The sequence below is a fragment of the Streptomyces sp. PsTaAH-124 genome, from assembly GCF_000373685.1.
Taxonomy (GTDB): Bacteria; Actinomycetota; Actinomycetes; order Streptomycetales; family Streptomycetaceae; genus Streptomyces; species Streptomyces andamanensis.
Map to the genome: position 1 here is coordinate 39,066 of NZ_KB892177.1, position 24,457 is coordinate 63,522.

A 24,457-nucleotide genomic window follows, 5' to 3' on the forward strand; every position below is an offset into this window, starting at 1 on the left:
CACCCCGCGCCGGTCACCGCGCGGCCCGGTTCACGGCGGCCAGCACCGCGTGCACGGCGGCCGTCAGCGACGAGGCGTCCCGCCCGGCGCCCCACGCCGTCGCACCGTTCACCCGGCACTCGGCGTACGCGGTCGTCACCTCGGCGCCGCCCTCCTCGCCGGGCGCCGCCGACCGGTGCTCGGCGAAGTCGAGCACGGCCACGGCGAGTCCGGCCCCGGCGAGCGCGTCCACGAAGGCGCTCACCGGCCCGTCCCCGGTGCCCTCGTGGTCGCCGGTGCGGTCGCCGTACGCCAGCGAGCACACGAAGCGGTGCGCACCGGACGGCTCCCGGTGCACCGACCAGGCGTCCAGCCGCACCGGCCCGTCCACCGCCAGATACGCCGTGCGGAACAGCTCGTACAGCTCCTTCGGCGTCGCCTCGCGCCCGCTGCCGTCCGTGGCCTCCTGGACCGTCCGCGACACTTCCGGCCGCATCCGCCGCGGCAGGTCCAGACCCGCGTGCGCGCGCAGCAGATACGCCACCCCGCCCTTGCCCGACTGGGAGTTGACCCGGATCACCGCCTCGTAGGACCGGCCCACGTCGGCCGGGTCGATCGGCAGGTATGGCACCGACCACGGCGCCAGCTCCGGCGCGGTGCCCGTCTCGGCGGCGCGCCGGGCGTGCGCGTCCAGGCCCTTGCTGATCGCGTCCTGGTGGGTGCCGGAGAACGCGGTGTGGACGAGGTCGCCCGCGTAGGGGTGGCGCGGATGCACCGGCAGCCGGTTGCAGTGCTCCACCGTCGCCCGCACCGCGTCGATGTCGCTGAAGTCGACCATCGGGTCGACGCCCTGCGCGTACAGATTGAGCGCCAGGGTCACCAGGTCCACGTTCCCGGTGCGCTCGCCGTTGCCGAACAGACAGCCCTCGACCCGCTGCGCGCCCGCCAGCACGGCGAGTTCGGCGCAGGCGACGCCGGTGCCGCGGTCGTTGTGCGGGTGCACCGAGAGGATCACCGCGTCCCGGCGGGACAGATTGCGGTGCACGTACTCGATCTGGTCCGCGTAGACGTTCGGGGTGGCGATCTCCACCGTGGCGGGGAGGTTGTGCGTGACCGGCCGGTCCGGGCTCGCGTCCCACAGCTCGGTGAGCCCGTCGCACAGTTCCAGGACGTAGTCCGGCTCGGTGAGGTTGAAGGTCTCCGGGGAGAACTGGAAGCGGAGGTGCGCGCCGCCGCCGGGCAGGGCGTCCGCGCGCCGCGCCATGTGCGCCGCCGCCTCCCGTACGCTCGCGCGCACCCCGTCCCGGTCCCGCCCGAGCACCACCTCGCGCCAGACGGGCGAGGTCGCCATGTACAGGTGGACGACGGCCCGCGGCAGCCCCGCCACCGCCTCGAAGGTGCGGTCGATCAGGTCCCGGCGGGCCGGGGTGAAGACGACGGGTGTGACGTCGTCGGGCACGGCGCCGCTGGTCACCAGGTGCCGGACGAAGTCGAAGTCGGTGCGGCTCGCCGACGGGTAGCCGACCTCGATCTCCTTGAACCCCAGCCGCACCAGCAGATCGAAGAAGCGGCGCTTGCGCGGGGTGTCCATCGGCTCGGCCAGCGCCTGGTTGCCGTCGCGCAGGTCGACCGGGACCCACAGCGGCGCGCGCTCGATCCGGGCGGACGGCCAGGTGCGGCCCCCGGCCGGGACGGGCACGCGCACCCGCTCCTGGAAGGGGCGGTAGCGGTGGTACGGCATGGGCCCGGGACGCTGCGGGTTCCACAGCGGTCTCTCGTACGGGGCGGTGGGATGCGCGGTGGTGGTGCTCGGGATGGTGGTCATCGTCTGCTGGTGCCCTTCGGCGGGTCGGACGGTGACCGGCGGCACGGCGCCCCGCGGCGGGGCGCCGGTCGCGTCAGACCCCGCCGCGGCAGCCGAGAAGAACGAGAAGAACGAGAAAAAGCGGAGCGCGGAACGTCATGGCGGTACGCTAGCGACTCCTCAGCTCCTCAGACAAGTGATAATGCGCCGGAGCCCCCGGACCGGCGCACCCCGGCGCCGGCCCCTCACCCCCTCACCCGTGGGAGAACCCGATGGTCCCAGGCGCCCTCCGCCCCAGCCCGCTGGTCGAGCAGGCCGCGGAGCGGCTGCGTGCGCAGATCGCCGCCGGACAGTGGCCCGTCGGCACCAAGCTGCCCGGTGAGACCACCCTCGCCAGGGACCTGGGCGTCGGCCGCTCCACCGTCCGCGAGGCGCTGCGCGCGCTGGCCGGTGCCGGACTGGTGCGGCCCCGGCACGGCGCGGGCGTCTTCGTGATCGCGACCGAACCCGCCGAGGACTGGCCGGCCCGGCTGCGCCGCTCCGCGGTCACCGATGTCTACGAGGTCCGCATGGGCGTCGAGGTGCAGGCGGCCCGCCTGGCGGCCCGGCGCCGCACGTCCGAGGACCTGGCCGTGCTGGAAGCCGCCCTGGCGGGCCGGCGCACGGCGGCGGCGAAGGGCGACGCGGCCTTCGTGGACGCCGACATCGCGCTGCACCGCGGGGTGGTCGCCGCCGCCCACAACCCGGTCCTGACCGCGCTGTTCGAGGAGTTCGTCCCCGTACTGCGCTCCGGCCTCGTCACCCTGCTGGAACTGACCGGGCTGCGCGTGCACGACCCCAACACCGGCGCCGACACCCACCACGACCTCGTCGTCGCCGTCGCGGCGGGCGACGCGGACACGGCGGCGGCCGTGCTCCGCGCCGACCTGGAGGCCACCCTCGGCCTGCTGCGCGAGCGGACCGGCGGCGCAGGGGCGGCCGGGGGAGCAGGGACAGCCGGGGAGACGGAGCCGACCCCGGAGGCATGAGCCCGCACGGCCCGCCGTCCCCGGAATAGTCCGCGCCGTCCCTCGGTTGGAGACCGCTTGCACGGCACCGACATCCACACCGGCCTCCGGGGTCTCCCCGGAAGAGCGAGGCGAACTGAGATGAAGATCGGCATCATCGGAGCGGGCAACATCGGCGGCAACCTCACCCGGCGGCTCACCGCCCTCGGACACGACGTCGCCGTGGCGAACTCGCGTGGCCCGCAGACCCTCACCGCGCTGGCCGAGGAGACCGGCGCCCGGCCCGTGCGGGCCGAGGAGGCGGCGCGCGGCGCCGAGGTCGTCGTGGTCACCGTCCCGCTGAAGGCGGTCCCGGACCTGCCGGCCGGACTCCTGAAGGAGGCGGCGGACGGCGCGGTCGTGATCGACACCAACAACTACTACCCCCAGCGCGACGGCCGGATCGCCGCGATCGAGGACGAGGGGCTGACCGAGAGCCGCTGGACCGAGCGCCACCTCGGCCACCCCGTGGTGAAGGCGTTCAACGGCACCTACGCCCAGGACCTGCTGGACCGGCACCGCCCGGCCGGAGACCCCGGCCGGCTCGCGCTGCCGGTGGCCGGCGACGACCCGGCGGCCAAGGCGAAGGTACGGGCGCTGATCGGGGAACTGGGCTTCGACACGGTCGACTCCGGCACCCTCGACGACTCCTGGCGCCAGCAGCCCGGCACCCCGGTCTACGGCCTGCGCGAGGGCGTCGACGCCGTCACCGAGGCGCTGGCCGCGGCCTCGCCCGAGCGCCCGGCGGACTTCCGCGCCTGACATCCGGCCGCACGGACCGGGCTCCCGGTCTCATGCCTTGGCCCACTCCCGCAGCGCCGACGCACTGGAGAAGTTCGCCACGTTCTTGTCGTGGGGATCGTCCGTGTACTGGTGGAAGCGCCACTTGGCCTTGATGCGGGGGTGGCCGGCGGAGACGTAGTCGGCGACCCACAGCCCGTCCCCCGCGTAGGAGGTGGTGTCGACGCTCAGCCAGAAGTGGCGGTTGGTGTAGAGCAGCACCCGGTTGTGCGGGCGCAGTTGCTTCACCTTGCGGATGAAGGAGTCCTTCTCCGCGTTGGAGGCGTGGGTGCCCTCACCGGTGGTCTCCCAGTCGACGGCCAGGATGTCGCCCCGCTGCTCCGGGGCGTGCGAGACGAAGTACTCGGCCTGGGCCGCGATGTTGCCGGGCCACAGGAAGTGGTAGAAGCCGACGACCAGATGGGCGTCGCGCCCGTGCTTGGTCTGGGCGGTGAGCCTGGAATTGACGTACGTACGGCCCTCCGTCGCCTTGATGAAGACGAAGGAGAGGCCGTCCGTGCCGTAGGTGGAGGACTGGTACGCGCTCACGTCGATGCCTTGCAGCATGCGGAACTCCCTGAACGAACCGTGGGGGGAGGGGCCGTCGGTTGAGTTCTGCCCCACTTCGGTACGGTCGATCCCTCCAGGCCGTTCGAACATCAGCCCAAACCAGAGCACACGGCGCACACACCCCCGAACACGGCGCACGCGCCGCCCCGGCTATCCGAGGCTCGCGCCGTCCCGACAAGGTGGGTACGGAATAGGAATCGGGTGCCAGTGCCGCAATCGTGCGCGTAGGGTGAATTTTCATGGATCTCGTGGCACGCGTGCGTCGGGCGCTGATCGACCAAGCCATCCATCCGACGGAGTTTGAGCGCTGTGCTTGTGCGCTCCTACAGTCTCAGTACCCGGGTCTCTCCGCAGTCGAGGGCGGCCATGACTTTGGCCGCGACGCCGACATCTACTTTCCTTGGGGCCCTAAGGATGTGGATGCGCGTGGGCGTCTGCTTGTCACCACGGGTGATCCTGTGGCGAATCTGCGGAGAGGTCTTCGCCGAATGCGCGAAGAGGGAGTGCGGGCAGATCTTGTGGTGGTGGCCTGCTCACGGCCGCTTGACGCAACCAAACGCGAGTCCTTGGACCGGTTGTGCACTGATCGCGGCCTCCTGGAACCGCACATCTATGCCCTTGACTGGTTCACTGAACGCCTTGTCAGGGAGCCGTTGTGGCGATTCAGACTCCTTGGCATCAGAGGAGAGCTGGGCACTCTGCGCGACCGCCCACTGGATTTTACGGAAGCCCCCGGTGATCGAGGTGGTCTACTGGGACGTGAGTGCGATCTCGCCACCCTGAACGAGGCTGTGGCCGACGGTCGGGACATCGTGGTGGTGGGCGTGCCCGGTGTAGGGAAGACCCGGCTCACCACCGAGCTGAACGGCAAGGTCGTCTACCTGGAACAGGCACAGGCAGACCGGCTTGTGGACGAGCTCTTGCTGGCCGGCCCCGCTGCCGTCGTCGTCGACGACGCCCATACCCGCGACGATGAGATGCGCATGCTGCGACGAGCGCGACATGGGGTGGATCAGGCTTTTGCCGTCATCGCGACGACCTGGCCCGACAGGGCGGACGACGTGATGAGCGCTCTGCCGGGCGCCGTCCGGCTTGACCTCGATCTGTTGGAGCGTTCCGACATGAACACGCTGGTCACTTCCCTGGGCGTCACCGGACACCGGGCCCGGTCAATTGTCCTTGATCAGGCCGCTGGACGCCCAGGCTGGGCCGTCACTCTGTGCCAGATGTTCTCGCAGGGCGAGCGACGCCAGGTGGTCAACGGCACAGCGCATCTGGGGTACGTAGAACGACACCTCCGCCGCATCACGGAGTCCGAGACGGCTGTCGACACGCTGGCCTGCGTGGCGGCACTGGGAGGTGCTTCGACCGAGACGCTGTACCTGCTTGCGCCGCTCGTCGGCGAACCGCCGGCCAAGATGTCCCGCCTGATGGAGCGTCTCGCACGCAATGGCCTCGTCGAGACGGTCCATGCCGTCTGGCAACTACAGCCATCGCTGCGTGCGCCGCTGATCGCCCGGTGGTTCTTCACGAGTCCGGCGAACCGGCCATGGGCCACTCTCTGGCGCGCCTTTCCGGAGCGGATCCCCGACCTCGTCTCGGCTGCATTGTCCGCTGCTCGGGTCTCGGCCTCACCAGAGGCTCGAACGGTTGCGGACAACTGGGTCCGAACACTGCCTGCGCCGACCGAGTGGAGCCTCGACACTTTCGCGCTGGTATCCGAATACGCTCGCCTGGGCCGGGAGGCTGCGCAGTTCGCGGTCGCTCAGGCTCGCACCGTCCTTGCCGAACCGCGCGAAACGGAGACCGTGCATGGCATCACCGTCGACCCCCGGGGTGACGCGGCCGCCCGTCAACTCGCCCAGTCAGCGACTCAGTACCTGTTGCCCGAAGCGGTGACTGGTCTGCTCGACCTTGCTGTGGGTGACGACCGCCCGCGACATTCGAATCCGCAGCACCCACTGCGCGTGCTCAACGACCTGGCCAACATCGTCGACCCGGACTTCGGCACCTTGTTCGAAATCCGGAGACTACTGCTGCAGTCCGTCTTGGGCTGGCTGCGGGTTCACCGCGCTCCAGCTGACTGGGCTGTAACCACCGAGGTGCTGAAAGGCATCTTCGCCATTGAGATGTCGGGGAGCTGGTCTGACCCAGGTGATCCGAAGACAGTTACCGTCGCACGAGGCGTTGAGAGCGCCGAAAACCTGATCCGGCTCATCTCCCTGTGGGATCAAGTCGTTCCCGTAGTGGGGGAGGCAGGGGGGCCGGACGGCCTGAGGAGTGCCCCCGCCGCGGTTGTTCCACTGCTCGACTTGGCTGCTTCATGGGTGCGGCTCGGTGAAGGATTCGCGCCGCACAACGGCGAACCCGACGAGCAGCAGCAGAAACAGGGCGCGAAAGGCGGCATCCTGATCCTGGCTACGCTGCACCACTTGCTCAGGAAATTTCCTGGCCTTGCTCTCCGTGCCCGACGCATACTCAACGCCGCATACCGTCGCGCCGGGGGTGAAGAACGTGATCTTCTGCCGCTGGATGTCGACCCGGATCTGGACGCCTTCACCAGTTCGATGTGGGGAGGCGAAGCATGTAATCGGGAGGAATACGCGCGGCGCAAGGCACTTGCAGTGGAATCCCTTGCTCAGAAGATCGCAGCCCTCGGACCGCTTGGCGGGGTCGCGAGATTCGACGTGCTGGCTGAGCAATGTGAGCTAGCCGGTGATCACGGAGGCGGCATCTGGCTTGCCGATCGAATGGTGCCTCATCTGACTGATCCCGCTGCCTGGCACGCAGCCGCGGTGGCGGCCGGAAGCCCGGTCGTCCACCGGGCTGCATTGGTTGGATGGCTCACTGCCTCACCTGGCACGTTGTCCACCAAGGTTCTCGCTTCCGTGCTGGACGACCCTCGTTTCAGGATCGGTGCCATCACGGCTGCCATCGGTCGGGCTGAGGACGACGAGGCCACTGCGTTCGTGGTCGCGGCGATGCGTGCGGAGGACGCCTGGCTGCTCGGTTCCATCTTCTTCCACGACGAGCCGAACGAAGTTCTGTACCGCCTTCTGCTCCATCCGGACCCCGTCGTCGCCGGTAGCGCGGCAGTGACCTTCGCGGTCGGACAACCTCACGGCCCCGCGCTACCGGAATCCTGGCGAATCACCTGGCGCGACGTCGTACAACGTCTCCGCCCTGCCCGCCTGCCCGAGCGTGACCAGTGGAGTGCGGGTCAACTCCTCGGTCATCTCGCCGAATCCGATCCCGACTTGCTGGAAGCGTGGTACGTCGGCTGCCTTGACGACATAGCCGACCGCGGCTATTTCACCGCGCCTGAGCCCGATGACTGCGACCTCCATCTGGACCGGCTTCCCCGGCCTCACCGCTACCGGCTTGCCCTGCGCTGTGCCGGCCTAACGTGTATCGGCCACAGTCCGCTTGTCCAACTCGTGGGCGCGGACCGCGATCTGGCGGAGCGGCTGATCGGGGATGGCGCCGTCACTGTCGACAATCTGCTCGAAGCGCTCGTGGGACAGCGCAACGAGACACTTGAACGCCTTGGCCCGCTTCTTCTTGATCTTGGTGTACCCGCCCCTCGTATCGCTGCTGAGGTCGCGTGGGCCGACTCGTGGTGGGGCGAGGACTCTGCCAGGCATCAGCACCTCATCGACTACTTCACCGACCTTTCGAACCGCGTTCCGGCGCTGGCCGCCGTCGCGGAAGCTGGCCTTGCCCAGCAGACGAAGCAATTGCGGAGGGCGGAGTTCAAAGAACACGCTGCCAGGGTGCGAGGACATTGAAGGACGGCCTTTGGCCGGATGCAGCACCGTGGCCCCATAAGGCCGGCCCGGTCACCGATCAGCGCTGCCGGGCGGGACGACCCATTCGGTGGGCTGGCCCGTGAGGGCGGCGATCATGTCGAAGTCGCCGTCGTAGTGGAGGACGGTCCGGCGGTTTGTCTCAGCCGTGGCGGCGATCAGCAGGTCCGGGAGCGACAGCGCCCGGTGGAAGCCCGCGTTGAGGGCGTGGCGCTGGATCTCCAGGGCGCGGCCGAAGGCGTCGTCGCCGGTGGGCAGGTAGTCGAAGGCATGGAGCCACGTGCTGATGCGCGTTGCCTCCGAGCTGTTCCGTGCCGAGTGGATCATCTCGTACTCGGTCGGACGGCACACGGCGAGCAAGTAGCGCTCATGCAGTGGCCTGAGGACTTCCTTGACGTCCGGCTTGGTCCAGCGGGCCAGCGCGGACTTGTCGATCAGGTAGCGGTCCTGCATCAGGCGGCCCGGCCTCCGTCACGACCGTTGCCGCCCTTGAGGGAACCGTCGGCGTTGCGTGGACCGGTCGACTCGACGATCTCGCTGAAGTCCAGCTCTCCGGCGTCCATGGCGTCGAAGAACTCCTGCCGCAGGTGCCGCTTCACCGCGTCCTCCATGGCGAGACGAACGGCCTTGGCCTTGGTCTTGGTGCCGAAGATCCGCATGGCCTCGACGACCATGTCCTCATCGAGGTCGATGACGGTTCTGGCCATGGTTGTCCCTTCCGGAGAGGCCTAGGACTAAAAATGATACCGCTACTTCGTGTTGCTCGATATCGTTTCTCTTTGAGGGGAGGTGAGGGGTCAGCACTCGATGATGTTCACCGCCAGCCCGCCCCGCGCCGTCTCCTTGTACTTCACCGACATGTCCGCGCCGGTGTCCTTCATGGTCTTGATGACCTTGTCGAGGGAGACCTTGTGGGAGCCGTCGCCGCGCAGGGCCATGCGGGCGGCGGTGACGGCCTTGACGGCGGCCATGCCGTTGCGTTCGATGCACGGGATCTGGACCAGGCCGCCGACCGGGTCGCAGGTGAGGCCGAGGTTGTGCTCCATGCCGATCTCGGCGGCGTTCTCCACCTGCTCGGGCGTGCCGCCCATCACCTCGGCGAGCGCGCCCGCCGCCATCGAGCAGGCCGAGCCGACCTCGCCCTGGCAGCCGACCTCGGCGCCGGAGATGGAGGCGTTCTCCTTGAAGAGCATGCCGATCGCCCCGGCGGCCAGCAGGAAGCGGACCACGCCCTCCTCGTCGGCGCCCGGGATGAAGTTCAGGTAGTAGTGCAGGACGGCCGGGATGATGCCGGCCGCGCCGTTGGTGGGGGCGGTGACCACCCGGCCGCCGGCCGCGTTCTCCTCGTTCACCGCCATCGCGTACAGGGTGATCCACTCCATGGCGCGGGCGGCCGGGTCGCCCTCGGCGCGGAGCTGGCGGGCGGTGACGGCCGCGCGGCGGCGCACCTTCAGGCCGCCGGGCAGGATGCCCTCGCGGCTCATGCCGCGCGTCACGCACGCCTGCATCACCCGCCATATCTCCAGCAGGCCGGTGCGGATCTCGTCCTCGGTGCGCCAGGCCCGCTCGTTCTCCAGCATCAGCGCGGAGATCGACAGACCGGTCTCGCGGGTCAGGCGCAGCAGCTCGTCGCCCGTGCGGAAGGGGTACTTCAGGACCGTGTCGTCCAGCTTGATGCGGTCGGCGCCCACCGCGTCCTCGTCCACGACGAAGCCGCCGCCCACCGAGTAGTACGTCTTGGTGAGCAGCTCGGCGCCCGAGGCGTCGTACGCCCACAGGGTCATGCCGTTGGCGTGGTAGGGGAGGGCCTTGCGGCGGTGCAGGACCATGTCGTCGTCGAAGGAGAACGCGATCTCGTGCTCGCCGAGCACGTTCAGCCGGCCGGACTCCTTGATCCGCGCGACCCGGTCGTCGGCGCTCTCCACGTCCACCGTGCGCGGCGAGTCGCCCTCCAGGCCGAGCAGCACCGCCTTGGGGGTGCCGTGGCCGTGGCCGGTGGCGCCGAGGGAGCCGTACAGTTCCGCGCGCAGCGAGGCGACCGGCTCCAGGACCCCCTCGCTCCGCAGCCGGCGGGCGAACATGCGGGCCGCGCGCATGGGGCCGACCGTGTGGGAGCTGGACGGGCCGATGCCGATCGAGAACAGGTCGAAGACCGAGATGGCCACGGGGGGACTCCTCAATGCGGGGGGTGGTGCGAGGGGCGGGGCACCGCGCGGTGCCGGGGTCGCCGGCCGGTGCGCGGTGCCCCTCGGGGTGTCTTACTTGTCCAGACCCGGGTACAGCGGGTGCTTGTCGGCCAGGGCCTTCACCCGGGCCTTGAGCGCCTCGGCGTCGTAGGACGGCTTCAGCGCCTCGGCGATCACGTCCGCGACCTCGGTGAAGTCCTCGGCCGTGAAGCCGCGGGTCGCCAGGGCCGGGGTGCCGATCCGGAGGCCGGAGGTGACCATCGGCGGCCGCGGGTCGTTCGGGACCGCGTTGCGGTTGACGGTGATCCCGACCTCGTGGAGGCGGTCCTCGGCCTGCTGGCCGTCCAGCTCCGAGTGGCGCAGGTCCACCAGGACCAGGTGCACGTCGGTGCCGCCGGACAGCACGTCCACGCCCACCGCCCTGGCGTCCTCCTGGACCAGGCGCTCGGCCAGGATCCGGGCGCCCTCCAGGGTACGCCGCTGGCGCTCCTTGAAGTCCTCGCCCGCGGCGACCTTGAAGGCCACGGCCTTCGCGGCGATCACATGCTCCAGCGGGCCACCCTGCTGACCGGGGAAGACCGCGGAGTTGATCTTCTTGGCGAGTTCGGCCGTGGAGAGGATCACACCGCCGCGCGGGCCGCCCAGCGTCTTGTGGGTGGTGGTGGTCACCACATGGGCGTGCGGCACCGGGTTGGGGTGCAGGCCCGCCGCGACCAGACCGGCGAAGTGCGCCATGTCGACCATCAGGTACGCGCCGACCTCGTCCGCGATCCGGCGGAACGCGGCGAAGTCAAGCTGCCGCGGGTACGCCGACCAGCCGGCCACGATCAGCTTCGGCCTGGACTCCTTGGCCAGCTTCTCCACCTCGGCCATGTCGACCTGGCCGTCCTCGCCCACGTGGTAGGCGACGACGTCGTAGAGCTTGCCGGAGAAGTTGATCTTCATGCCGTGGGTCAGGTGCCCGCCGTGCGCGAGGTTCAGACCCATGATCGTGTCGCCCGGCTTGAGCAGCGCGAACATCGCCGCCGCGTTGGCCTGGGCGCCCGAGTGCGGCTGCACGTTGGCGTGCTCGGCGCCGAACAGCGCCTTGACCCGGTCGATCGCGATCTGCTCGACCACGTCGACGTGCTCGCAGCCGCCGTAGTAGCGGCGGCCCGGGTAGCCCTCGGCGTACTTGTTGGTGAGGACCGAGCCCTGCGCCTCCATGACCGCGACCGGAGCGAAGTTCTCCGAGGCGATCATCTCCAGCGTGGACTGCTGGCGGCGCAGCTCCGCGTCGACCGCGGCGGCCACGTCCGGGTCCAGCTCGTGCAGGGGGGTGTCGAGAACGCTCATCGGTGTCCCTCCGCCCCTCAGCCGGCGTTCTGCGCGGTGTACTCGTCGGCGGAGAGCAGGTCGGCCGGCTCCTCCGAGAGGCGGACCTTGAACAGCCAGCCGCCCTCGAAGGGGGCGGAGTTCACCAGCGACGGGTCGTCCACCACGTCCTGGTTGGCCTCGGTGATCTCACCGCTGACCGGGGAGTACAGGTCGGAGACCGACTTGGTCGACTCCAGTTCGCCGCAGGTCTCGCCCGCGGTCACGGTGGTGCCCACCGCCGGGAGGTCGGCGTAGACGACATCGCCGAGCGCGTTGGCCGCGAACTCCGTGATGCCGACCGTCGCGACGCCGTCCTCGGCGGGCGACAGCCACTCGTGCTCCTTGCTGTAGCGCAGCTGCTGGGGGTTGTTCATGCCTGAATTCTCCTGTACGCGGGTCAGTGGTGGTGAATGAGGGAGTGCGCGGGCATGCGTGAGGCGGGTCGGGTGACCCGGATCACCGTCGGCCGTGGCTCGACGGTGTCACTTCTGCCGCTTGTAGAAGGGCAGCGCCACGACCTCGAACGGCTCGTGGCTGCCCCGGATGTCCACGCCGGTCCCGGCCGTGCCCGGCGCGGCGTGCGCGGCGTCGACGTAGGCCATGGCGATCGGCTTGCCCAGGGTGGGGGAGGGGGCGCCGGAGGTGACCTCGCCGATCACCTCGCCGCCGGACACCACGGAGTACCCGGCGCGCGGCACCCGGCGGCCCTCGGCGACCAGCCCGACCAGGACGCGCGGCGGGGCCTGCTCGGCGCGCCCGGCGGCGGCCAGCAGCGCCTCGCGGCCGACGAAGTCGCCCTCCTTCTCGAACTTCACCACCCGGCCCAGACCCGCGTCGAACGGGGTCAGGCCGGTGGTCAGCTCGTGCCCGTACAGCGGCATGCCCGCCTCCAGGCGCAGCGTGTCGCGGCAGGACAGACCGCAGGCCACCAGGCCCGCGCCCGCGCCGGCCTTGGTCAGCGCCTGCCACAGCTCCACGGCGTGCTCCGGCTTCACGAACAGCTCGAAGCCGTCCTCGCCGGTGTAGCCGGTGCGCGCGATCAGCGCGGGCACCCCGGCGACCGTGCCGGGCAGACCCGCGTAGTACTTCAGGCCGTCCAGGTCGGCGTCGGTGAGGGACGTCAGGATGCCGGAGGACTCCGGGCCCTGGATCGCGAGCAGCGCGTAGGCGTCCCGGTCGTCGCGGACCTCGGCGTCGAAGCCCGCCGCCCGCTCGGTGAGCGCGTCCAGCACCACCTGGGCGTTGGAGGCGTTGGCCACCACCATGTACTCGGTGTCGGCGAGCCGGTAGACGATCAGGTCGTCCAGGATGCCGCCGTCCGCGCGGCAGATCATGGTGTAGCGGGCGCGGCCGACGCCGACCGAGGCGATGTTGCCGACCAGCGCGAAGTTCAGCAGGGCGGCGGCCTGGGGGCCGGTCACGGTGATCTCGCCCATGTGGGACAGGTCGAACAGACCGGCCCGGGTGCGCACGGCGACATGCTCGTCGCGCTCGGAGCCGTAGCGCAGCGGCATGTCCCAGCCGGCGAAGTCGGTCATCGTGGCACCGAGCGAGCGGTGCACCGCGTCGAGGGCGGTGTGACGGAGCGGACGGGACACGGAACTGCTCATCGGTCGGTCTCCCAGGCATGGCGGGCGAGGACGGGGCGTGTCCTCCCCATCTGTCATCGGAACCTGAGAGGTTCGCCATGACCGACCGACCGAGGACGGACGGACACGGCTTGCACCTTGGGTGGGACCGCCGCGGCAGGGCGGGCGGCCCGCTTTTCAGATGTGCCTCGCCCGCGCGGTAACGGTGCCTGAGAGATTCAAGGGAGGGACTTGCTCCTTCGGCGCCCCGGGCAGACACGCTGCCGGGGACTCTCCCGCGCGGATTCAAACGGCCGGTATGCAGTTGGCGCGCACATCATTGCATGCCCGGACACTTCACGGCAGGCCGGATCTGTAACCGTGCTGTGGCAGAACGCGCACGGAAACGGCAGACACCGTCCATTACCTTCTCTTTACACTCAAGGGGAAGGTGAACCGTCACCGCCCCGGGGAGGACGATGACGGTGAACAGGACCGCGCCGGCGTACGTGATCACCCGGGCGCCCGCCCTGCCGGGACAGCCGGGGGCCCCGGCCCGCGAGCGGTGCGACGGGCCCTTGGCCCCCGTCGTCCGCGACCTGCGCGAGCGCGCAGGGCGCGCCCCGCACGCCCTGCTCTTCGGACCGGGCGACGTGGTCGTGGTCACCGGACTGCCCGGCGGCGGCAAGTCCACGCTGATGCGCCGCGCCGCGCCCGGCCCCCGCATCGACTCGCAGGACACCCGCGACCGCTGGGACGCCCGCCTGGCGCACCGCCTGCCCTACGCGCTCTACCGCCCCCTGGTCCGCCTCGCCCACTACGCCGCGCTGCGCCGCGCCCTGCGCGGCGGCGAGGGCGTCGTGGTCCACGACTGCGGCACCCAGCGCTGGGTGCGCGGCTGGCTGGCCCGCGCCGCCCGCCGCCGCGGCGGCGCCCTCCACCTGGTCCTGCTGGACGTCGCCCCCGAGGCGGCGCTCACCGGCCAGCGCGAGCGCGGCCGCCGGGTCTCGCGCTACGCCTTCGGCCGCCACCGCAGGTCCGTCGCCCGGCTGCTGGCCGCGGTGGAGCGCGGCGAGCTGCCCGGGGGCTGCGCCTCGGCGGTGCTGCTGGACCGCGCGGCGGCGGCCGGGCTGCGCCGGATCGCCTTCACCGGCCGGTCCGGCCCCGGCACCCGATAACCTTCCGGTCACACCAGTGGTTTCCGGCAGGCGGTAGGCAGATGGACTTCCCGGCGGACTTCTCCGCGGACATTCCGGGGGACTTCCCGGCACAGGCGCACCCCCACCCGCACGGCGGGTGGCCCGGCAACGAGCTGGAGGAGGTGCTCTCCGCGGCCCTCGGCATCCCCACGGCCGGCGGCCGCGTCATCGAGGTGCTCGGCCGCAGCTTCCTGTGGGTGCCGCTGCCGAACGGCGGCGGCCCGGACAGCGGCCCGCTCGACCTGCCCACGCTGGAGATCGACGGCCAGGCGTACGTACCGGTCTTCAGCTCCGAGGAGCAGTTCCGCCAGGTCGTCGGCGCGCACATGGCGTACACCGTCGCGCCCGCCGTGGAGTTCGCCCGCGGGCTGCCCGCCCAGGTCGGCATCGCGCTCAACCCGGACGGCGTGGCCGGAATGCCGCTGCCGCCGCCCGCCGTGGCCGCACTGTGCCGGGCCGGCCGCACCGCGCTGGACGGCCCCGCCGCCGGCGGCCGGGTCCGGCTCTACGAACCCGACTGGCAGGACGACCCGGTGGACTTCCTGTCCGCCGCCTCCGCCGCGTTCGACGCCGCCGGCGTGGTGCGCACCGCCCGCCGCTGCCTGGCCGCCGTCGAGACCGCCGACCCGGTCCTGTTCGTCGGCGTCGAGCTGACCTCGGCGGACGACGAGGCGCGCGCCCGCCCGCTCGACGCCCTGGGCCGCGCCCTGGCGGCCGCGCCCCCGGCCTGGCCGGTCAACCTGGTCCTCCTGGACATCACGGACGACCCGGTGGCCGTCTGGCTGCGGGAGAAGGTCAGGCCCTTCTACGGGCACGGGCACGGACACGGACACTGAGACGGCGGGGGGCGCGCGGACGCCGGCGGCACGGACCGGCGCCGCCCGCGCGCGCGACCGCGGCACGGACCGGGCCGCCGGACGGCTTTAAGCTGGACGCACAGCCCGGTCGAGGGCAACACGGAGGGGCGGTAAATGGTGAGCGCCAGCGACACCGCGGCCGGGCATGTCGAGCAGATGCTCCGCCAGGTGACACCCGGGCGGTACGACGCCTACGAAGCGCTGCTGCGCACCCTCGCGACCCCGTCCACCGGCCAGGTCTGGATGCTGCTCTGGCACGGCCAGGCCGGTGCCCCCGACGCCCAGTACGGCCACATGGAGGTCGGCGGCCACGGCTACGCGCCCTGCGTCACCTCCGCCCAGGAGCTGTCGGCCAGCGGCTGGATGCGCTCCTACGAGGTGGTGGACGGGCTGGACGTCGCCCGCACCCTCTACCCCGACCACTTCGGCCTCTGGCTCAATCCGCACGCCCCGGGCGGCGGCGTCGGCATCCCCTGGCTGGATCTGCGCCGGATCGCCTCCGGCCTGGACCGCCAGCCCGCCGGACCGCTCAGACTGTCCGAACCGGCCCTGGAGATCCCGCAGTTCTACGCGCTGCTCACCCAGACCGCCCACCACACGCCCGCGCTGCGCTCGCTGCGCCGCACCTGGGTGCAGCCCGCCGTCGGGTCCCCTTATCTGGCCATCGGCCTGGACGTCTACGACACCTCGCCGGCCGCCGTCGACTCGGTGCGCTCGATGATGCAGCAGTCCATGGCGGCCGTCCCGGACGGGCTGCCGGTCTCGACCGTGGTGATGTCCGACGAGTACGACCCGGTGGTGATGTGGCTGCGCGCGAACGCGCGGCCCTTCTACGACCGCGAGGCGCACGGCGGCGCCGGGCAGGCCGCCGCGGGCGGCTACGGCTACCCGCCGGCCGGCGGACACTGATCCGGAACGGCGGCCGGAACCGCGGCCGGGGCCCTGGCCGGGACCGCCACCGGCGGCCCGCCGGGCCCGGCAGCGGTGACCGGAACCGGAACCGGACACCACAACCGGAACCACGCGTACCGCCTCGACCGGCCGACACGCCCTGTGATCCTCTTCGCGCGTAGATGAGGTCGGAAGGTCCGGTTCTGCGGAGAAAAACGCCAACTGGCCCGCGTCCGCCCCCCGTTACCCAGCGTCCGGATAACGGAACCCCCCTACCCGCATCACGTTTGCGCATCCTTTCACCGTCAAGTCTGGCAACAGATCGCCCGCCCGTTGAAGACTCCCGCAACAAGGGGCGTTCGCCTCTGTGTACGACGGACTGACGATGCCGCCACAGCGGCAAGTGCGGGCCGGCTACCGCCGGTTGAGAGGGGTCCCTGCCTAATGACGGCACCATTGCACGAGCCGACCGCCGAAGCGGCCCCGAGCGCGGCCGACGAGGCGGCGGTGGCCGCCCCGGGCGCCAAGGCCGTCCAGGGCCGGTCCCTGGGGCGGATCGCCTGGGAGCGCCTGAAGCGGGACAAGCTCGCCCTGACGGGCGGCGTCGTCGTGCTCCTGCTCATCGTGGTCGCGGTGCTCGCACCCGCGCTCGCCAAGCTGATCGGACAGGACCCGGATCTCTACCACGAGAACCTGATCGACCCGCTGTTCGGCACGCCCACGGGCTCCCTCGGCGGCATCAGCGGCGACCATCTGCTGGGTGTCGAGCCGGTCAACGGCCGCGACATCTTCGCCCGCATCCTCTACGGCGCGCAGATCTCGCTCCTGGTCGGCTTCCTGTCCGCGCTGGTCGCCGTCGTGCTCGGCACGGTCCTCGGCATCCTGGCCGGCTTCTTCGGCGGCTGGGTGGACGCCGTCGTCAGCCGGGTCATGGACGGCCTGCTGGCCTTCCCGCAGCTGCTCTTCATCATCGCGCTGGTCTCGGTCATGCCGAACGACATGCTGGGACTGACCGGGTCGAGTGTGCGCGTGTTCGTGATGGTGCTGGTCATCGGCTTCTTCGGCTGGCCCTACATCGGCCGGGTGGTGCGCGGCCAGACGCTCTCGCTCCGGGAGCGCGAGTACGTCGAGGCGGCGCGCTCGCTGGGCGCCGGGCGGTTCTACATCCTGTTCAAGGAGCTGCTGCCCAACCTCGTCGCCCCCATCATCGTGTACACGACGATGATGATCCCGACGAACATCCTCACCGAGGCGGCCCTCAGCTTCCTGGGCGTGGGCGTCAAGCCTCCGACGGCCTCCTGGGGACAGATGCTGTCGAGCGCGATCGACTACTACGACTCGGACCCCATGTACATGGTGATCCCCGGCGTGGCGATCTTCATCACCGTCCTCGCCTTCAATCTCTTCGGCGACGGCGTGCGGGACGCGCTGGATCCCAAGGGCTCCCGCTGAACCGCCGTATCCAAGCGACCCGTGGCGCATGCACGGGGTCTCTCATCAATTCCGGAGGAACCGAGATCGTGACTACCCAACGCACCTCAGGGCGGCGCAAGAAGGCACTGGCCGCTGCGGCCGTGGTCGCAGGACTGCTGACCACGGCGGCGTGCGGCGGCGGCGACGACGGCGGCTCGAAGAGCGGCGCCGCCGGCTTTGACGCGGCGAACAACAAGGTCGTCAACGCGTCGAAGGTCAAGAAGGGCGGCGAGCTGAAGTTCGCCGGCACCCAGGACGCCGACTCGTGGGACACCACACGCGGTTACTACGGCTTCATGTGGGACTTCTCGCGCTACTACAGCCGCCAGCTGCTGACCTACTCGACCGCCCCGGGCGCCGACGGCGCCAAGCTCACCCCGGACCTGGCCACGGACACCGGCAAGGTCACCGACGGCGGCAAGACCTACACGTTCACGCTGCGCGACGGGTCCACGTGGGAGGACGGCAAGCCGATCACCTCCAAGGACATCAAGTACGGCATCGAGCGCGTCTGGGCCCAGGACGTCCTGTCCGGCGGTCCGATCTACCTCCAGCAGGCGCTGGACCCGAAGAAGACCTACCCGGGCCCGTACAAGGACAAGGCCGCCGACCACCTGGGCCTGAAGGCGATCGACACGCCGGACGACAAGACGATCGTCTTCCACCTGCCCACGGCGAACTCCGACTTCATCCAGATGCTGGCGCTGACCTCGGCCTCCCCGGTCCGCCAGGACAAGGACACCAAGTCGAAGTACGGCCTGCACCCGTTCTCCTCCGGCCCGTACAAGTTCGAGTCCTACGACCCGGGCAAGAGCCTCGTGCTGGTGCGCAACACCAACTGGAAGGCGTCCTCGGACCCGGTCCGCAAGGCGTACCCGGACAAGGTGTCGATCAAGCTCTTCACCAACGCCAACGACCTGGACCAGCGCCTGATCAACGGCGACTACGACCTGGACCTGAGCCAGACCGGTCTGTCGCCGCAGGGCCGCCAGATCGCCCTGAAGCAGCACAAGGGCAACCTGGACAACCCGGTCTCCGGCTTCATCCGCTACGCGGTCTTCCCGCAGAGCGTCAAGCCGTTCGACAACGAGCACTGCCGCAAGGCCGTGATCTACGGCGCCGACCACGTCTCGCTCCAGACGGCCCGCGGCGGCCCGGTGGCCGGCGGTGACATCGGCACCAACATGCTGCCGCCGTCCGTCGCCGGTGGCGAGGGCCAGAAGTACGACCCGTACGAGCTGGCCGGGGCCGGCAAGAACGGCAACATCGAGAAGGCCAAGGAAGAGCTGAAGGCCTGCAACCAGCCGAACGGCTTCAAGACCACCATCGCGGTCCGCAACAACAAGCCGGTCGAGGTGGCCACCGCCCAGTCGCTCCAGGCGTCGCTGAAGAAGATCAACATCGACGCGGAGATCTACCAGTACGACGGCTCGCAGACCGCCGGCATCATCGGCAGCCCCTCGAACGTCGAGAAGAAGAAGTTCGGCATCATCATCATGGGCTGGGGCCCGGACTTCCCGACCGTCCAGGGCTACGGCGTGCCGCTGTGGGACAGCCGCTACACCCTCCAGAGCGGCAACAACAACTACGCCCTGATCAACGACAAGTCGATCGACGGCCTCTTCGACCAGTACGGCACCACGCTGGACGAGGCGAAGAAGGCGGAGCTCGCCACCCAGATCAACCACAAGGTCATGGAGGGCGGCTACTACCTGCCCTTCGTCTTCGAGAAGCTCCTGAACTGGCGTTCCTCGCGACTGGCCAACGTGTACACGACGAACGCGTACAGCGGGTACTACGACTTCGTCAACCTCGGCCTGTCCTCCTCGAAGTAGACCCGGCACACCCGCCGTACCGCACGAAAGGCAGGTGAAGGCCGGCGCGGCGTGACCGCGGGCTCCGGAAGACCTCCGGGCCCGCGGTCCGCGGCGGGCCGTAAGCTGTGCTCGCTTACCTCATCAGGCGGCTGTTCGCCGCCGCAGTGATGCTGGTGGTCATCATCGTGGTGGTCTTCAGCATCTTCTTCCTCGTCCCCAAGTGGGCGGGCGTCGACATCGCCCTGAGCTTCGTGGGCAAACAGGCCGACCCGGCCGCCGTCGAGGGTGTCCGGCAGAAGCTCGACCTGGCTGCCCCGGTCTACACCCAGGTCTGGCACTTCTTCCAGGGGATCTTCGCGGGCCGCACCTATGTGGGCGGCGGCGACGTCACCCACTGCGCCGCCCCGTGCTTCGGCTACTCCTTCAAGAGCGAGCAGGCCATCTGGCCGGTGCTCACCGACCGCTTCCCGGTGACCCTGGGACTCGCGCTCGGCGCCGCGGTGCTGTGGCTGGTCTTCGGTGTCGCCGCCGGTGTGCTCTCCGCCCTCAAGCGGGGCAGCATCTGGGACCGCGGCGCGATGGTGGTCGCCCTGAGCGGCGTCTCGCTGCCGATCTACTTCACCGGCCTGCTCTCCCTGGCCGTCTTCAGCTACGGCCTCGGCTGGATCGACGGCCAGTACGTGCCCATCGGCGACAGCTTCACCGGCTGGCTCGGCGGCATGATCCTGCCCTGGATCACCCTGGCCTTCCTCTACGCGGCCATGTACGCGCGCATCACCCGGGCCACGATGCTGGAGATCCTCGGCGAGGACTACATCCGCACCGCCCGCGCCAAGGGCCTGCGCGAGCAGACCGTCATCGGCAAGCACGCCATGCGCTCGACGCTGACCCCGATCCTGACCATGCTCGGCATGGACCTCGGCGCCCTGATCGGCGGCGCGATCCTGACCGAGACCACGTTCAGCCTGCCGGGCCTCGGCCAGGCGGTGCTCAACGGCATCAAGAACCAGGACCTGCCCATCATCCTGGGCGTCACCCTGATCACCTCCCTCGCGGTGCTCGTCGCCAACCTCGTGGTGGACGTCCTCTACGCCGTGATCGACCCCCGAGTGAGGCTGGCATGACCGAACTCAGCAAGACGGGCGCGGCGGTGGGCGAGCCCACCGCGGCCCCGGCCGCACCGACCGCCTTCCTGGAAGTACGCGACCTGAAGGTGCACTTCCCGACCGACGACGGCCTGGTCAAGTCCGTCGACGGGCTCAGCTTCCAGCTGGAGAAGGGCAAGACCCTCGGCATCGTGGGCGAGTCCGGCTCCGGCAAGTCGGTGACCTCGCTCGGCATCATGGGCCTGCACACCGCCGGCCAGTACGGCAAGCGCAAGGCGCGGATCTCGGGCGAGATCTGGCTGGACGGCACGGAACTGCTCTCCGCCGACCCCGACCACGTGCGCAAGCTGCGTGGCCGCGAGATGGCGATGATCTTCCAGGACCCGCTGTCCGCGCTGCACCCGTACTTCACGATCGGTCAGCAGATCGTGGAGGCGTACCGCATCCACCACGACGTCGACAAGAAGACCGCCCGCAGGCGCGCGGTCGAGATGCTCGACCGGGTGGGCATCCCGCAGCCGGACAAGCGGGTGGACAGCTACCCGCACGAGTTCTCCGGCGGGATGCGCCAGCGCGCGATGATCGCGATGTCGCTGGTGAACAACCCCGAGCTGCTCATCGCGGACGAGCCGACCACCGCCCTGGACGTCACCGTGCAGGCGCAGATCCTCGACCTCATCCGGGACCTCCAGAAGGAGTTCGGCTCCGCGGTCATCGTCATCACCCACGACCTGGGCGTCGTCGCCGAACTCGCCGACGACATCCTGGTGATGTACGGCGGCCGGTGCGTGGAGCGCGGCCCGGCCGAGGAGGTCTTCTACGAGCCCCGCCACCCCTACACCTGGGGGCTGCTCGGCTCGATGCCGCGTCTGGACCGCGAGCAGCAGGAACGGCTGATCCCCGTCAAGGGGTCCCCGCCCTCCCTGATCAACGTCCCCTCCGGCTGTGCCTTCAACCCGCGCTGTCCGTACGCCGACGTGCCCAAGGACAATGTGACCCGCACGGTGCGCCCCGAGCTGACCGAGGTCGGCGGCAAGCACTGGGCCGCCTGCCACATGTCGCAGGAGCAGCGGCAGCGGATCTGGACCGAAGAGATTGCGCCGAAGCTGTGAGCGAGAACGCCAAGAACGCCAAGGGCACTGCGGTGGCCACCGAGGAGACCGCCCCCGGTGAGGTCCTGCTGCGGGTGAGCGGGTTGCAGAAGCACTTCCCCATCAGGAAGGGCCTGCTCCAGCGCGAGGTCGGGGCGGTGCGCGCCGTGGACGGCATCGACTTCGAGGTGCGCTCCGGCGAGACCCTCGGTGTCGTGGGCGAGTCCGGCTGCGGCAAGTCGACGATGGGCCGGCTGATCACGCGGCTGCTCGAACCCACCGCGGGCCACATCGAGTTCGAGGGCAAGGACATCACCCACCTCGGGGTCGGCGGGATGCGTCCGCTGCGCCGCGATGTGCAGATGATCTTCCAGGACCCGTACTCGTCGCTGAACCCCCGGCACACCATCGGCAGCATCGTCGGCGCCCCCTTCCGGCTCCAGGGCGTCGAGCCCGAGGGCGGCATCAAGAAGGAGGTGCAGCGGCTGCTGTCGGTGGTCGGGCTCAGCCCCGAGCACTACAACCGCTACCCGCACGAGTTCTCCGGCGGCCAGCGCCAGCGCATCGGCATCGCCCGCGCGCTCGCGCTCAAGCCGAAGCTGGTGGTGGCCGACGAGCCGGTCTCCGCGCTGGACGTGTCGATCCAGGCCCAGGTCGTCAACCTGCTGGACGACCTCCAGCAGGAGCTGGGCCTGACGTACGTGATCATCGCGCACGACCTGTCGGTGGTCCGCCATGTGTCGGACCGGATCGCGGTGATGTACCTGGGCAAGGTCGTCGAGCTGGCCGACCGCGACTCGCTGTACCGGGCGCCGATGCACCCGTACACCAAGGCGCTGATGTCGGCGGTGCCGATCCCGGACCCGCGCCGCAAGAACGCCAAGAGCGAGCGCATCCTGCTCCAGGGCGACGTGCCCTCGCCGATCTCCCCGCCGAGCGGCTGCCGGTTCCACACCCGCTGCTGGAAGGCGACGGAGGTCTGCCGGACCACCGAGCCCGCGCTGGTGGAGCTGAAGCCCGGTCAGCGGGTGGCCTGCCACCACCCGGAGAACTTCGAGGACCAGGCACCGCAGGACACCGTGCTGCTGTCGGCCGCGAAGGAGGCGGCCGAGCTGGTGTCCGAGGAGGTGCTGGCCAAGTCGGCCGAGACCTCGGCGGCGGTGGCGGCGGAGGTCGCGGAGCCCACCGGGCCCGCGAAGCCGACCGCGCCCGCCGAACCCGCAGAGTCCACCGAGGCGGCGGAAGCGGCCGAGCCCGCCGAGCCCGCGAAGTCCGCCAAGACGGCGGAAGCCGCCGAGCCCGCCGAGACGGCGGAGGCCGCCGCCTCCGGCGGGTCCGACGAGCCCGCTGCCTCGGAGGACACCGGTGCCGAGGACCGCAAGGCGGCCGGTGACGGAGGCACGACACCCCAGGCGTGACGACTTGGCAAAGTCATGCTCATGACCGAACGGGAGAGCGCAGAGTCGTCCCAGTCCGTGTGATCAACCGGTCCACGCGCGAAGGGACGATTCATGGCACTCTCCCGTTCGGCACGTCTGGGGGCCGTCGCGACCGCGGCGGCCTCCTTCCTCGCCGTCGCCGCATCCTCCGCCCCCACCCACGGCGCCCCCGGCATCGGCGACTCCTACTTCCCCCGGCTGGGCAACGGCGGCTTCGACGCCCGCCACTACGACCTCGACATCGCGTACAACCCGGACACCGACCGCCTCGACGGCCGCACCACGCTCACCGCGCGCGCCACCGAGAACCTGTCCTCCTTCGACCTGGACCTCCAGAAACTGGAGGTCACCCGGGTCGAGGTGAACGGCAGAGCCGCCCGCTTCAGCCGGGACGGCGACGAGCTGCGCATCACCCCGCGCGGTGTGCTGGGCAAGAACCGGACCTTCACGGTGTCCGTCACCTACGGGGGCATACCCGAGCCGCTCAGCGGCCCCATCGTGTTCGGCTCCCAGTACGGCTGGATGAAGACCGCGGACGGCGTCTTCGTGGCGTGCGAGCCCAACGCCGCCTCCACCTGGTTCCCCTCCAGCGACCACCCCTCGGACAAGGCCACCTACGACATCCGGATCAAGGCGCCCAAGGGCCTGACCGGGGTGTCCAACGGCCGCCTCGTCGCCACGTACGACAGGGGCGGCTCGACGTACACGCACTGGCGCGAGAGCCGGCCGATGGCGAGCTATCTGGCGACCGCCACCATCGGGAAGTTCGATGTGCGCACCGGCCGGACGCCCGGCGGCATCCCGATGTACGTGGCCATCGACCCCAAGCTGAAGGACAGCAACAAGGTCGACGTGTACGCGGTGACCGCCGCCGCCACCGACTACTGGTCGCAGGTCTTCGGGCCGTACCCCTTCGAGGAGACCGGCGCGATCGTCGACGACATGCCGCAGGCCGGGTTCTCGCTGGAGGTGCAGAGCAAGCCCGCCTACTCGGCCGTGCGCAACGAGACGACCATCGTGCACGAGCTGGCCCACCAGTGGTTCGGCGACTCGGTGTCGGTGAAGCACTGGAAGGACATCTGGCTCAACGAGGGCTTCGCCAGCTACGCGCAGTGGCTGTGGAGCGAGCACAAGGGCACCCGCTCGGCGCACGACTCCTTCCGCGCCGAGTACGACGCCATCCCGGCCGACGACTCCTTCTGGCAGCTGAGGATCGCCGACCCGCAGCGCGACACCATGTTCGACGGCGCGGTCTACGACCGGGGCGCCATGACCCTCCAGGCGCTGCGCGAACGCATCGGCGACAAGGCGTTCTTCCGGCTGCTGCCCGCCTGGACGTCCCAGCACCGCTACGGCAACGCCGAGACCGCCGACTTCGTGCGGCTCGCGGAGCAGGTCTCGGGGCAGCGGCTCGGCGACTTCTTCCGCGCCTGGCTCTCCACCCCGGGCAAGCCCGCGCTGTAGGGGCCCCGCGTCCGGTCCGGACCCG

Annotated in this window: 20 protein-coding genes and 1 riboswitch; of the genes, 12 read left to right on the forward strand and 8 right to left on the reverse strand. The window is 70.3% G+C overall.

Features of this window, described 5'->3' with window-relative positions; genetic code table 11:
* Positions 1-13: 13 nt before the first annotated feature.
* Entirely contained in the window at positions 14-1,804 is a 1,791-nt protein-coding gene (gene leuA, locus B086_RS0122005) for a 2-isopropylmalate synthase (protein ID WP_018568590.1), read from the reverse strand.
* Positions 1,805-2,055: 251 nt separating this feature from the next.
* Between leuA and B086_RS0122010 the strand changes: the two genes are divergently transcribed.
* Positions 2,056-2,811, forward strand: coding sequence for a FadR/GntR family transcriptional regulator (locus tag B086_RS0122010; RefSeq protein ID WP_018568591.1), 756 nt, complete (start codon positions 2,056-2,058; stop codon positions 2,809-2,811).
* A gap of 120 nt (positions 2,812-2,931) precedes the next feature.
* The gene (locus B086_RS0122015) at positions 2,932-3,591 is read left to right on the forward strand and encodes an NADPH-dependent F420 reductase (RefSeq protein WP_018568592.1); all 660 of its coding nucleotides are present in this window, start codon (positions 2,932-2,934) and stop codon (positions 3,589-3,591) included.
* 30 nt (positions 3,592-3,621) lie between these two features.
* Here B086_RS0122015 and B086_RS0122020 read toward each other — a convergent pair whose 3' ends face one another.
* A complete protein-coding gene (locus tag B086_RS0122020; RefSeq protein ID WP_018568593.1) occupies positions 3,622-4,176 on the reverse strand; it encodes a GH25 family lysozyme in 555 nt (184 codons plus the stop codon).
* Positions 4,177-4,418: 242 nt separating this feature from the next.
* Here B086_RS0122020 and B086_RS0122025 point away from each other — a divergent pair, with 242 nt between their 5' ends.
* Positions 4,419-7,967 (forward strand): hypothetical protein, encoded by a 3,549-nt coding sequence (locus B086_RS0122025; RefSeq protein ID WP_158690409.1) that lies wholly within the window; start codon positions 4,419-4,421, stop codon positions 7,965-7,967.
* Positions 7,968-8,018: 51 nt separating this feature from the next.
* Here the strand turns inward: B086_RS0122025 and B086_RS0122030 are convergent, their stop codons facing one another.
* From B086_RS0122030 to gcvT, 6 genes are all read right to left on the reverse strand, one after another.
* Complete coding sequence (locus B086_RS0122030) at positions 8,019-8,438, reverse strand: PIN domain nuclease (protein ID WP_018568595.1); 420 nt, start codon at positions 8,436-8,438, stop codon at positions 8,019-8,021.
* On the reverse strand, positions 8,438-8,692 hold the full coding sequence (locus tag B086_RS0122035) for a type II toxin-antitoxin system VapB family antitoxin (RefSeq protein ID WP_018568596.1): 255 nt from the start codon (positions 8,690-8,692) through the stop codon (positions 8,438-8,440). Before B086_RS0122035 ends, B086_RS0122030 begins: the two co-directional genes overlap by 1 nt.
* A gap of 90 nt (positions 8,693-8,782) precedes the next feature.
* On the reverse strand, positions 8,783-10,150 hold the full coding sequence (locus B086_RS0122040; protein WP_018568597.1) for an L-serine ammonia-lyase: 1,368 nt from the start codon (positions 10,148-10,150) through the stop codon (positions 8,783-8,785).
* A 93-nt stretch (positions 10,151-10,243) separates the two neighbouring features.
* Positions 10,244-11,506, reverse strand: a complete 1,263-nt coding sequence (glyA, locus tag B086_RS0122045) for a serine hydroxymethyltransferase (protein ID WP_018568598.1) — start codon at positions 11,504-11,506, stop codon at positions 10,244-10,246.
* Between the two features lie 17 nt (positions 11,507-11,523).
* Positions 11,524-11,901, reverse strand: coding sequence for a glycine cleavage system protein GcvH (gene gcvH / locus B086_RS0122050; protein ID WP_018568599.1), 378 nt, complete (start codon positions 11,899-11,901; stop codon positions 11,524-11,526).
* Positions 11,902-12,009: 108 nt separating this feature from the next.
* The gene (gene gcvT, locus B086_RS0122055; RefSeq protein ID WP_026252652.1) at positions 12,010-13,137 is read right to left on the reverse strand and encodes a glycine cleavage system aminomethyltransferase GcvT; all 1,128 of its coding nucleotides are present in this window, start codon (positions 13,135-13,137) and stop codon (positions 12,010-12,012) included.
* A 166-nt stretch (positions 13,138-13,303) separates the two neighbouring features.
* Positions 13,304-13,404: riboswitch (glycine riboswitch) on the reverse strand.
* A 170-nt stretch (positions 13,405-13,574) separates the two neighbouring features.
* Here gcvT and B086_RS0122060 point away from each other — a divergent pair.
* The 9 genes from B086_RS0122060 to B086_RS0122100 all read left to right on the forward strand — a co-directional run bounded on the left by B086_RS0122060 (position 13,575) and on the right by B086_RS0122100 (position 24,432).
* A complete protein-coding gene (locus tag B086_RS0122060; protein ID WP_018568601.1) occupies positions 13,575-14,273 on the forward strand; it encodes an AAA family ATPase in 699 nt (232 codons plus the stop codon).
* A gap of 41 nt (positions 14,274-14,314) precedes the next feature.
* On the forward strand, positions 14,315-15,130 hold the full coding sequence (locus B086_RS0122065; RefSeq protein WP_018568602.1) for an enhanced serine sensitivity protein SseB C-terminal domain-containing protein: 816 nt from the start codon (positions 14,315-14,317) through the stop codon (positions 15,128-15,130).
* A gap of 138 nt (positions 15,131-15,268) precedes the next feature.
* Positions 15,269-16,060 (forward strand): enhanced serine sensitivity protein SseB C-terminal domain-containing protein, encoded by a 792-nt coding sequence (locus tag B086_RS0122070; protein WP_026252654.1) that lies wholly within the window; start codon positions 15,269-15,271, stop codon positions 16,058-16,060.
* A 426-nt stretch (positions 16,061-16,486) separates the two neighbouring features.
* The gene (locus B086_RS0122075) at positions 16,487-17,494 is read left to right on the forward strand and encodes an ABC transporter permease (protein WP_026252655.1); all 1,008 of its coding nucleotides are present in this window, start codon (positions 16,487-16,489) and stop codon (positions 17,492-17,494) included.
* Between the two features lie 68 nt (positions 17,495-17,562).
* Positions 17,563-19,350 carry an ABC transporter substrate-binding protein gene (locus B086_RS0122080; RefSeq protein WP_026252656.1) on the forward strand — a complete coding sequence of 596 codons (1,788 nt, stop codon included), beginning with the start codon at positions 17,563-17,565 and terminating at the stop codon, positions 19,348-19,350.
* Between the two features lie 107 nt (positions 19,351-19,457).
* The gene (locus B086_RS0122085; RefSeq protein ID WP_018568606.1) at positions 19,458-20,456 is read left to right on the forward strand and encodes an ABC transporter permease; all 999 of its coding nucleotides are present in this window, start codon (positions 19,458-19,460) and stop codon (positions 20,454-20,456) included.
* Positions 20,453-21,550, forward strand: coding sequence for an ABC transporter ATP-binding protein (locus tag B086_RS0122090; protein WP_018568607.1), 1,098 nt, complete (start codon positions 20,453-20,455; stop codon positions 21,548-21,550). The genes B086_RS0122085 and B086_RS0122090 overlap by 4 nt, the downstream gene beginning before the upstream one ends.
* On the forward strand, positions 21,547-22,947 hold the full coding sequence (locus B086_RS40525; RefSeq protein WP_018568608.1) for an ABC transporter ATP-binding protein: 1,401 nt from the start codon (positions 21,547-21,549) through the stop codon (positions 22,945-22,947). The genes B086_RS0122090 and B086_RS40525 overlap by 4 nt, the downstream gene beginning before the upstream one ends.
* A 93-nt stretch (positions 22,948-23,040) precedes the next feature.
* Positions 23,041-24,432, forward strand: a complete 1,392-nt coding sequence (locus B086_RS0122100; protein ID WP_018568609.1) for a M1 family metallopeptidase — start codon at positions 23,041-23,043, stop codon at positions 24,430-24,432.
* Positions 24,433-24,457 lie beyond the last annotated feature (25 nt).

Bases quoted from the DNA above. Each gene is read 5' to 3' on its own strand.
- leuA (WP_018568590.1), bottom strand. From the start codon at position 1,804: ATGACCACCATCCCGAGCACCACCACCGCGCATCCCACCGCCCCGTAC.
- gcvH (WP_018568599.1), bottom strand. From the start codon at position 11,901: ATGAACAACCCCCAGCAGCTGCGCTACAGCAAGGAGCACGAGTGGCTG.
- B086_RS0122060 (WP_018568601.1), top strand. From the start codon at position 13,575: ATGACGGTGAACAGGACCGCGCCGGCGTACGTGATCACCCGGGCGCCC.
- B086_RS0122100 (WP_018568609.1), top strand. From the start codon at position 23,041: ATGGCACTCTCCCGTTCGGCACGTCTGGGGGCCGTCGCGACCGCGGCG.
- B086_RS0122025 (WP_158690409.1), top strand. From the start codon at position 4,419: ATGGATCTCGTGGCACGCGTGCGTCGGGCGCTGATCGACCAAGCCATC.
- B086_RS0122090 (WP_018568607.1), top strand. From the start codon at position 20,453: ATGACCGAACTCAGCAAGACGGGCGCGGCGGTGGGCGAGCCCACCGCG.
- B086_RS0122030 (WP_018568595.1), bottom strand. From the start codon at position 8,438: ATGCAGGACCGCTACCTGATCGACAAGTCCGCGCTGGCCCGCTGGACC.
- B086_RS0122065 (WP_018568602.1), top strand. From the start codon at position 14,315: ATGGACTTCCCGGCGGACTTCTCCGCGGACATTCCGGGGGACTTCCCG.
- B086_RS0122010 (WP_018568591.1), top strand. From the start codon at position 2,056: ATGGTCCCAGGCGCCCTCCGCCCCAGCCCGCTGGTCGAGCAGGCCGCG.
- glyA (WP_018568598.1), bottom strand. From the start codon at position 11,506: ATGAGCGTTCTCGACACCCCCCTGCACGAGCTGGACCCGGACGTGGCC.
- gcvT (WP_026252652.1), bottom strand. From the start codon at position 13,137: ATGAGCAGTTCCGTGTCCCGTCCGCTCCGTCACACCGCCCTCGACGCG.
- B086_RS0122015 (WP_018568592.1), top strand. From the start codon at position 2,932: ATGAAGATCGGCATCATCGGAGCGGGCAACATCGGCGGCAACCTCACC.
- B086_RS0122075 (WP_026252655.1), top strand. From the start codon at position 16,487: ATGACGGCACCATTGCACGAGCCGACCGCCGAAGCGGCCCCGAGCGCG.
- B086_RS0122020 (WP_018568593.1), bottom strand. From the start codon at position 4,176: ATGCTGCAAGGCATCGACGTGAGCGCGTACCAGTCCTCCACCTACGGC.
- B086_RS0122035 (WP_018568596.1), bottom strand. From the start codon at position 8,692: ATGGCCAGAACCGTCATCGACCTCGATGAGGACATGGTCGTCGAGGCC.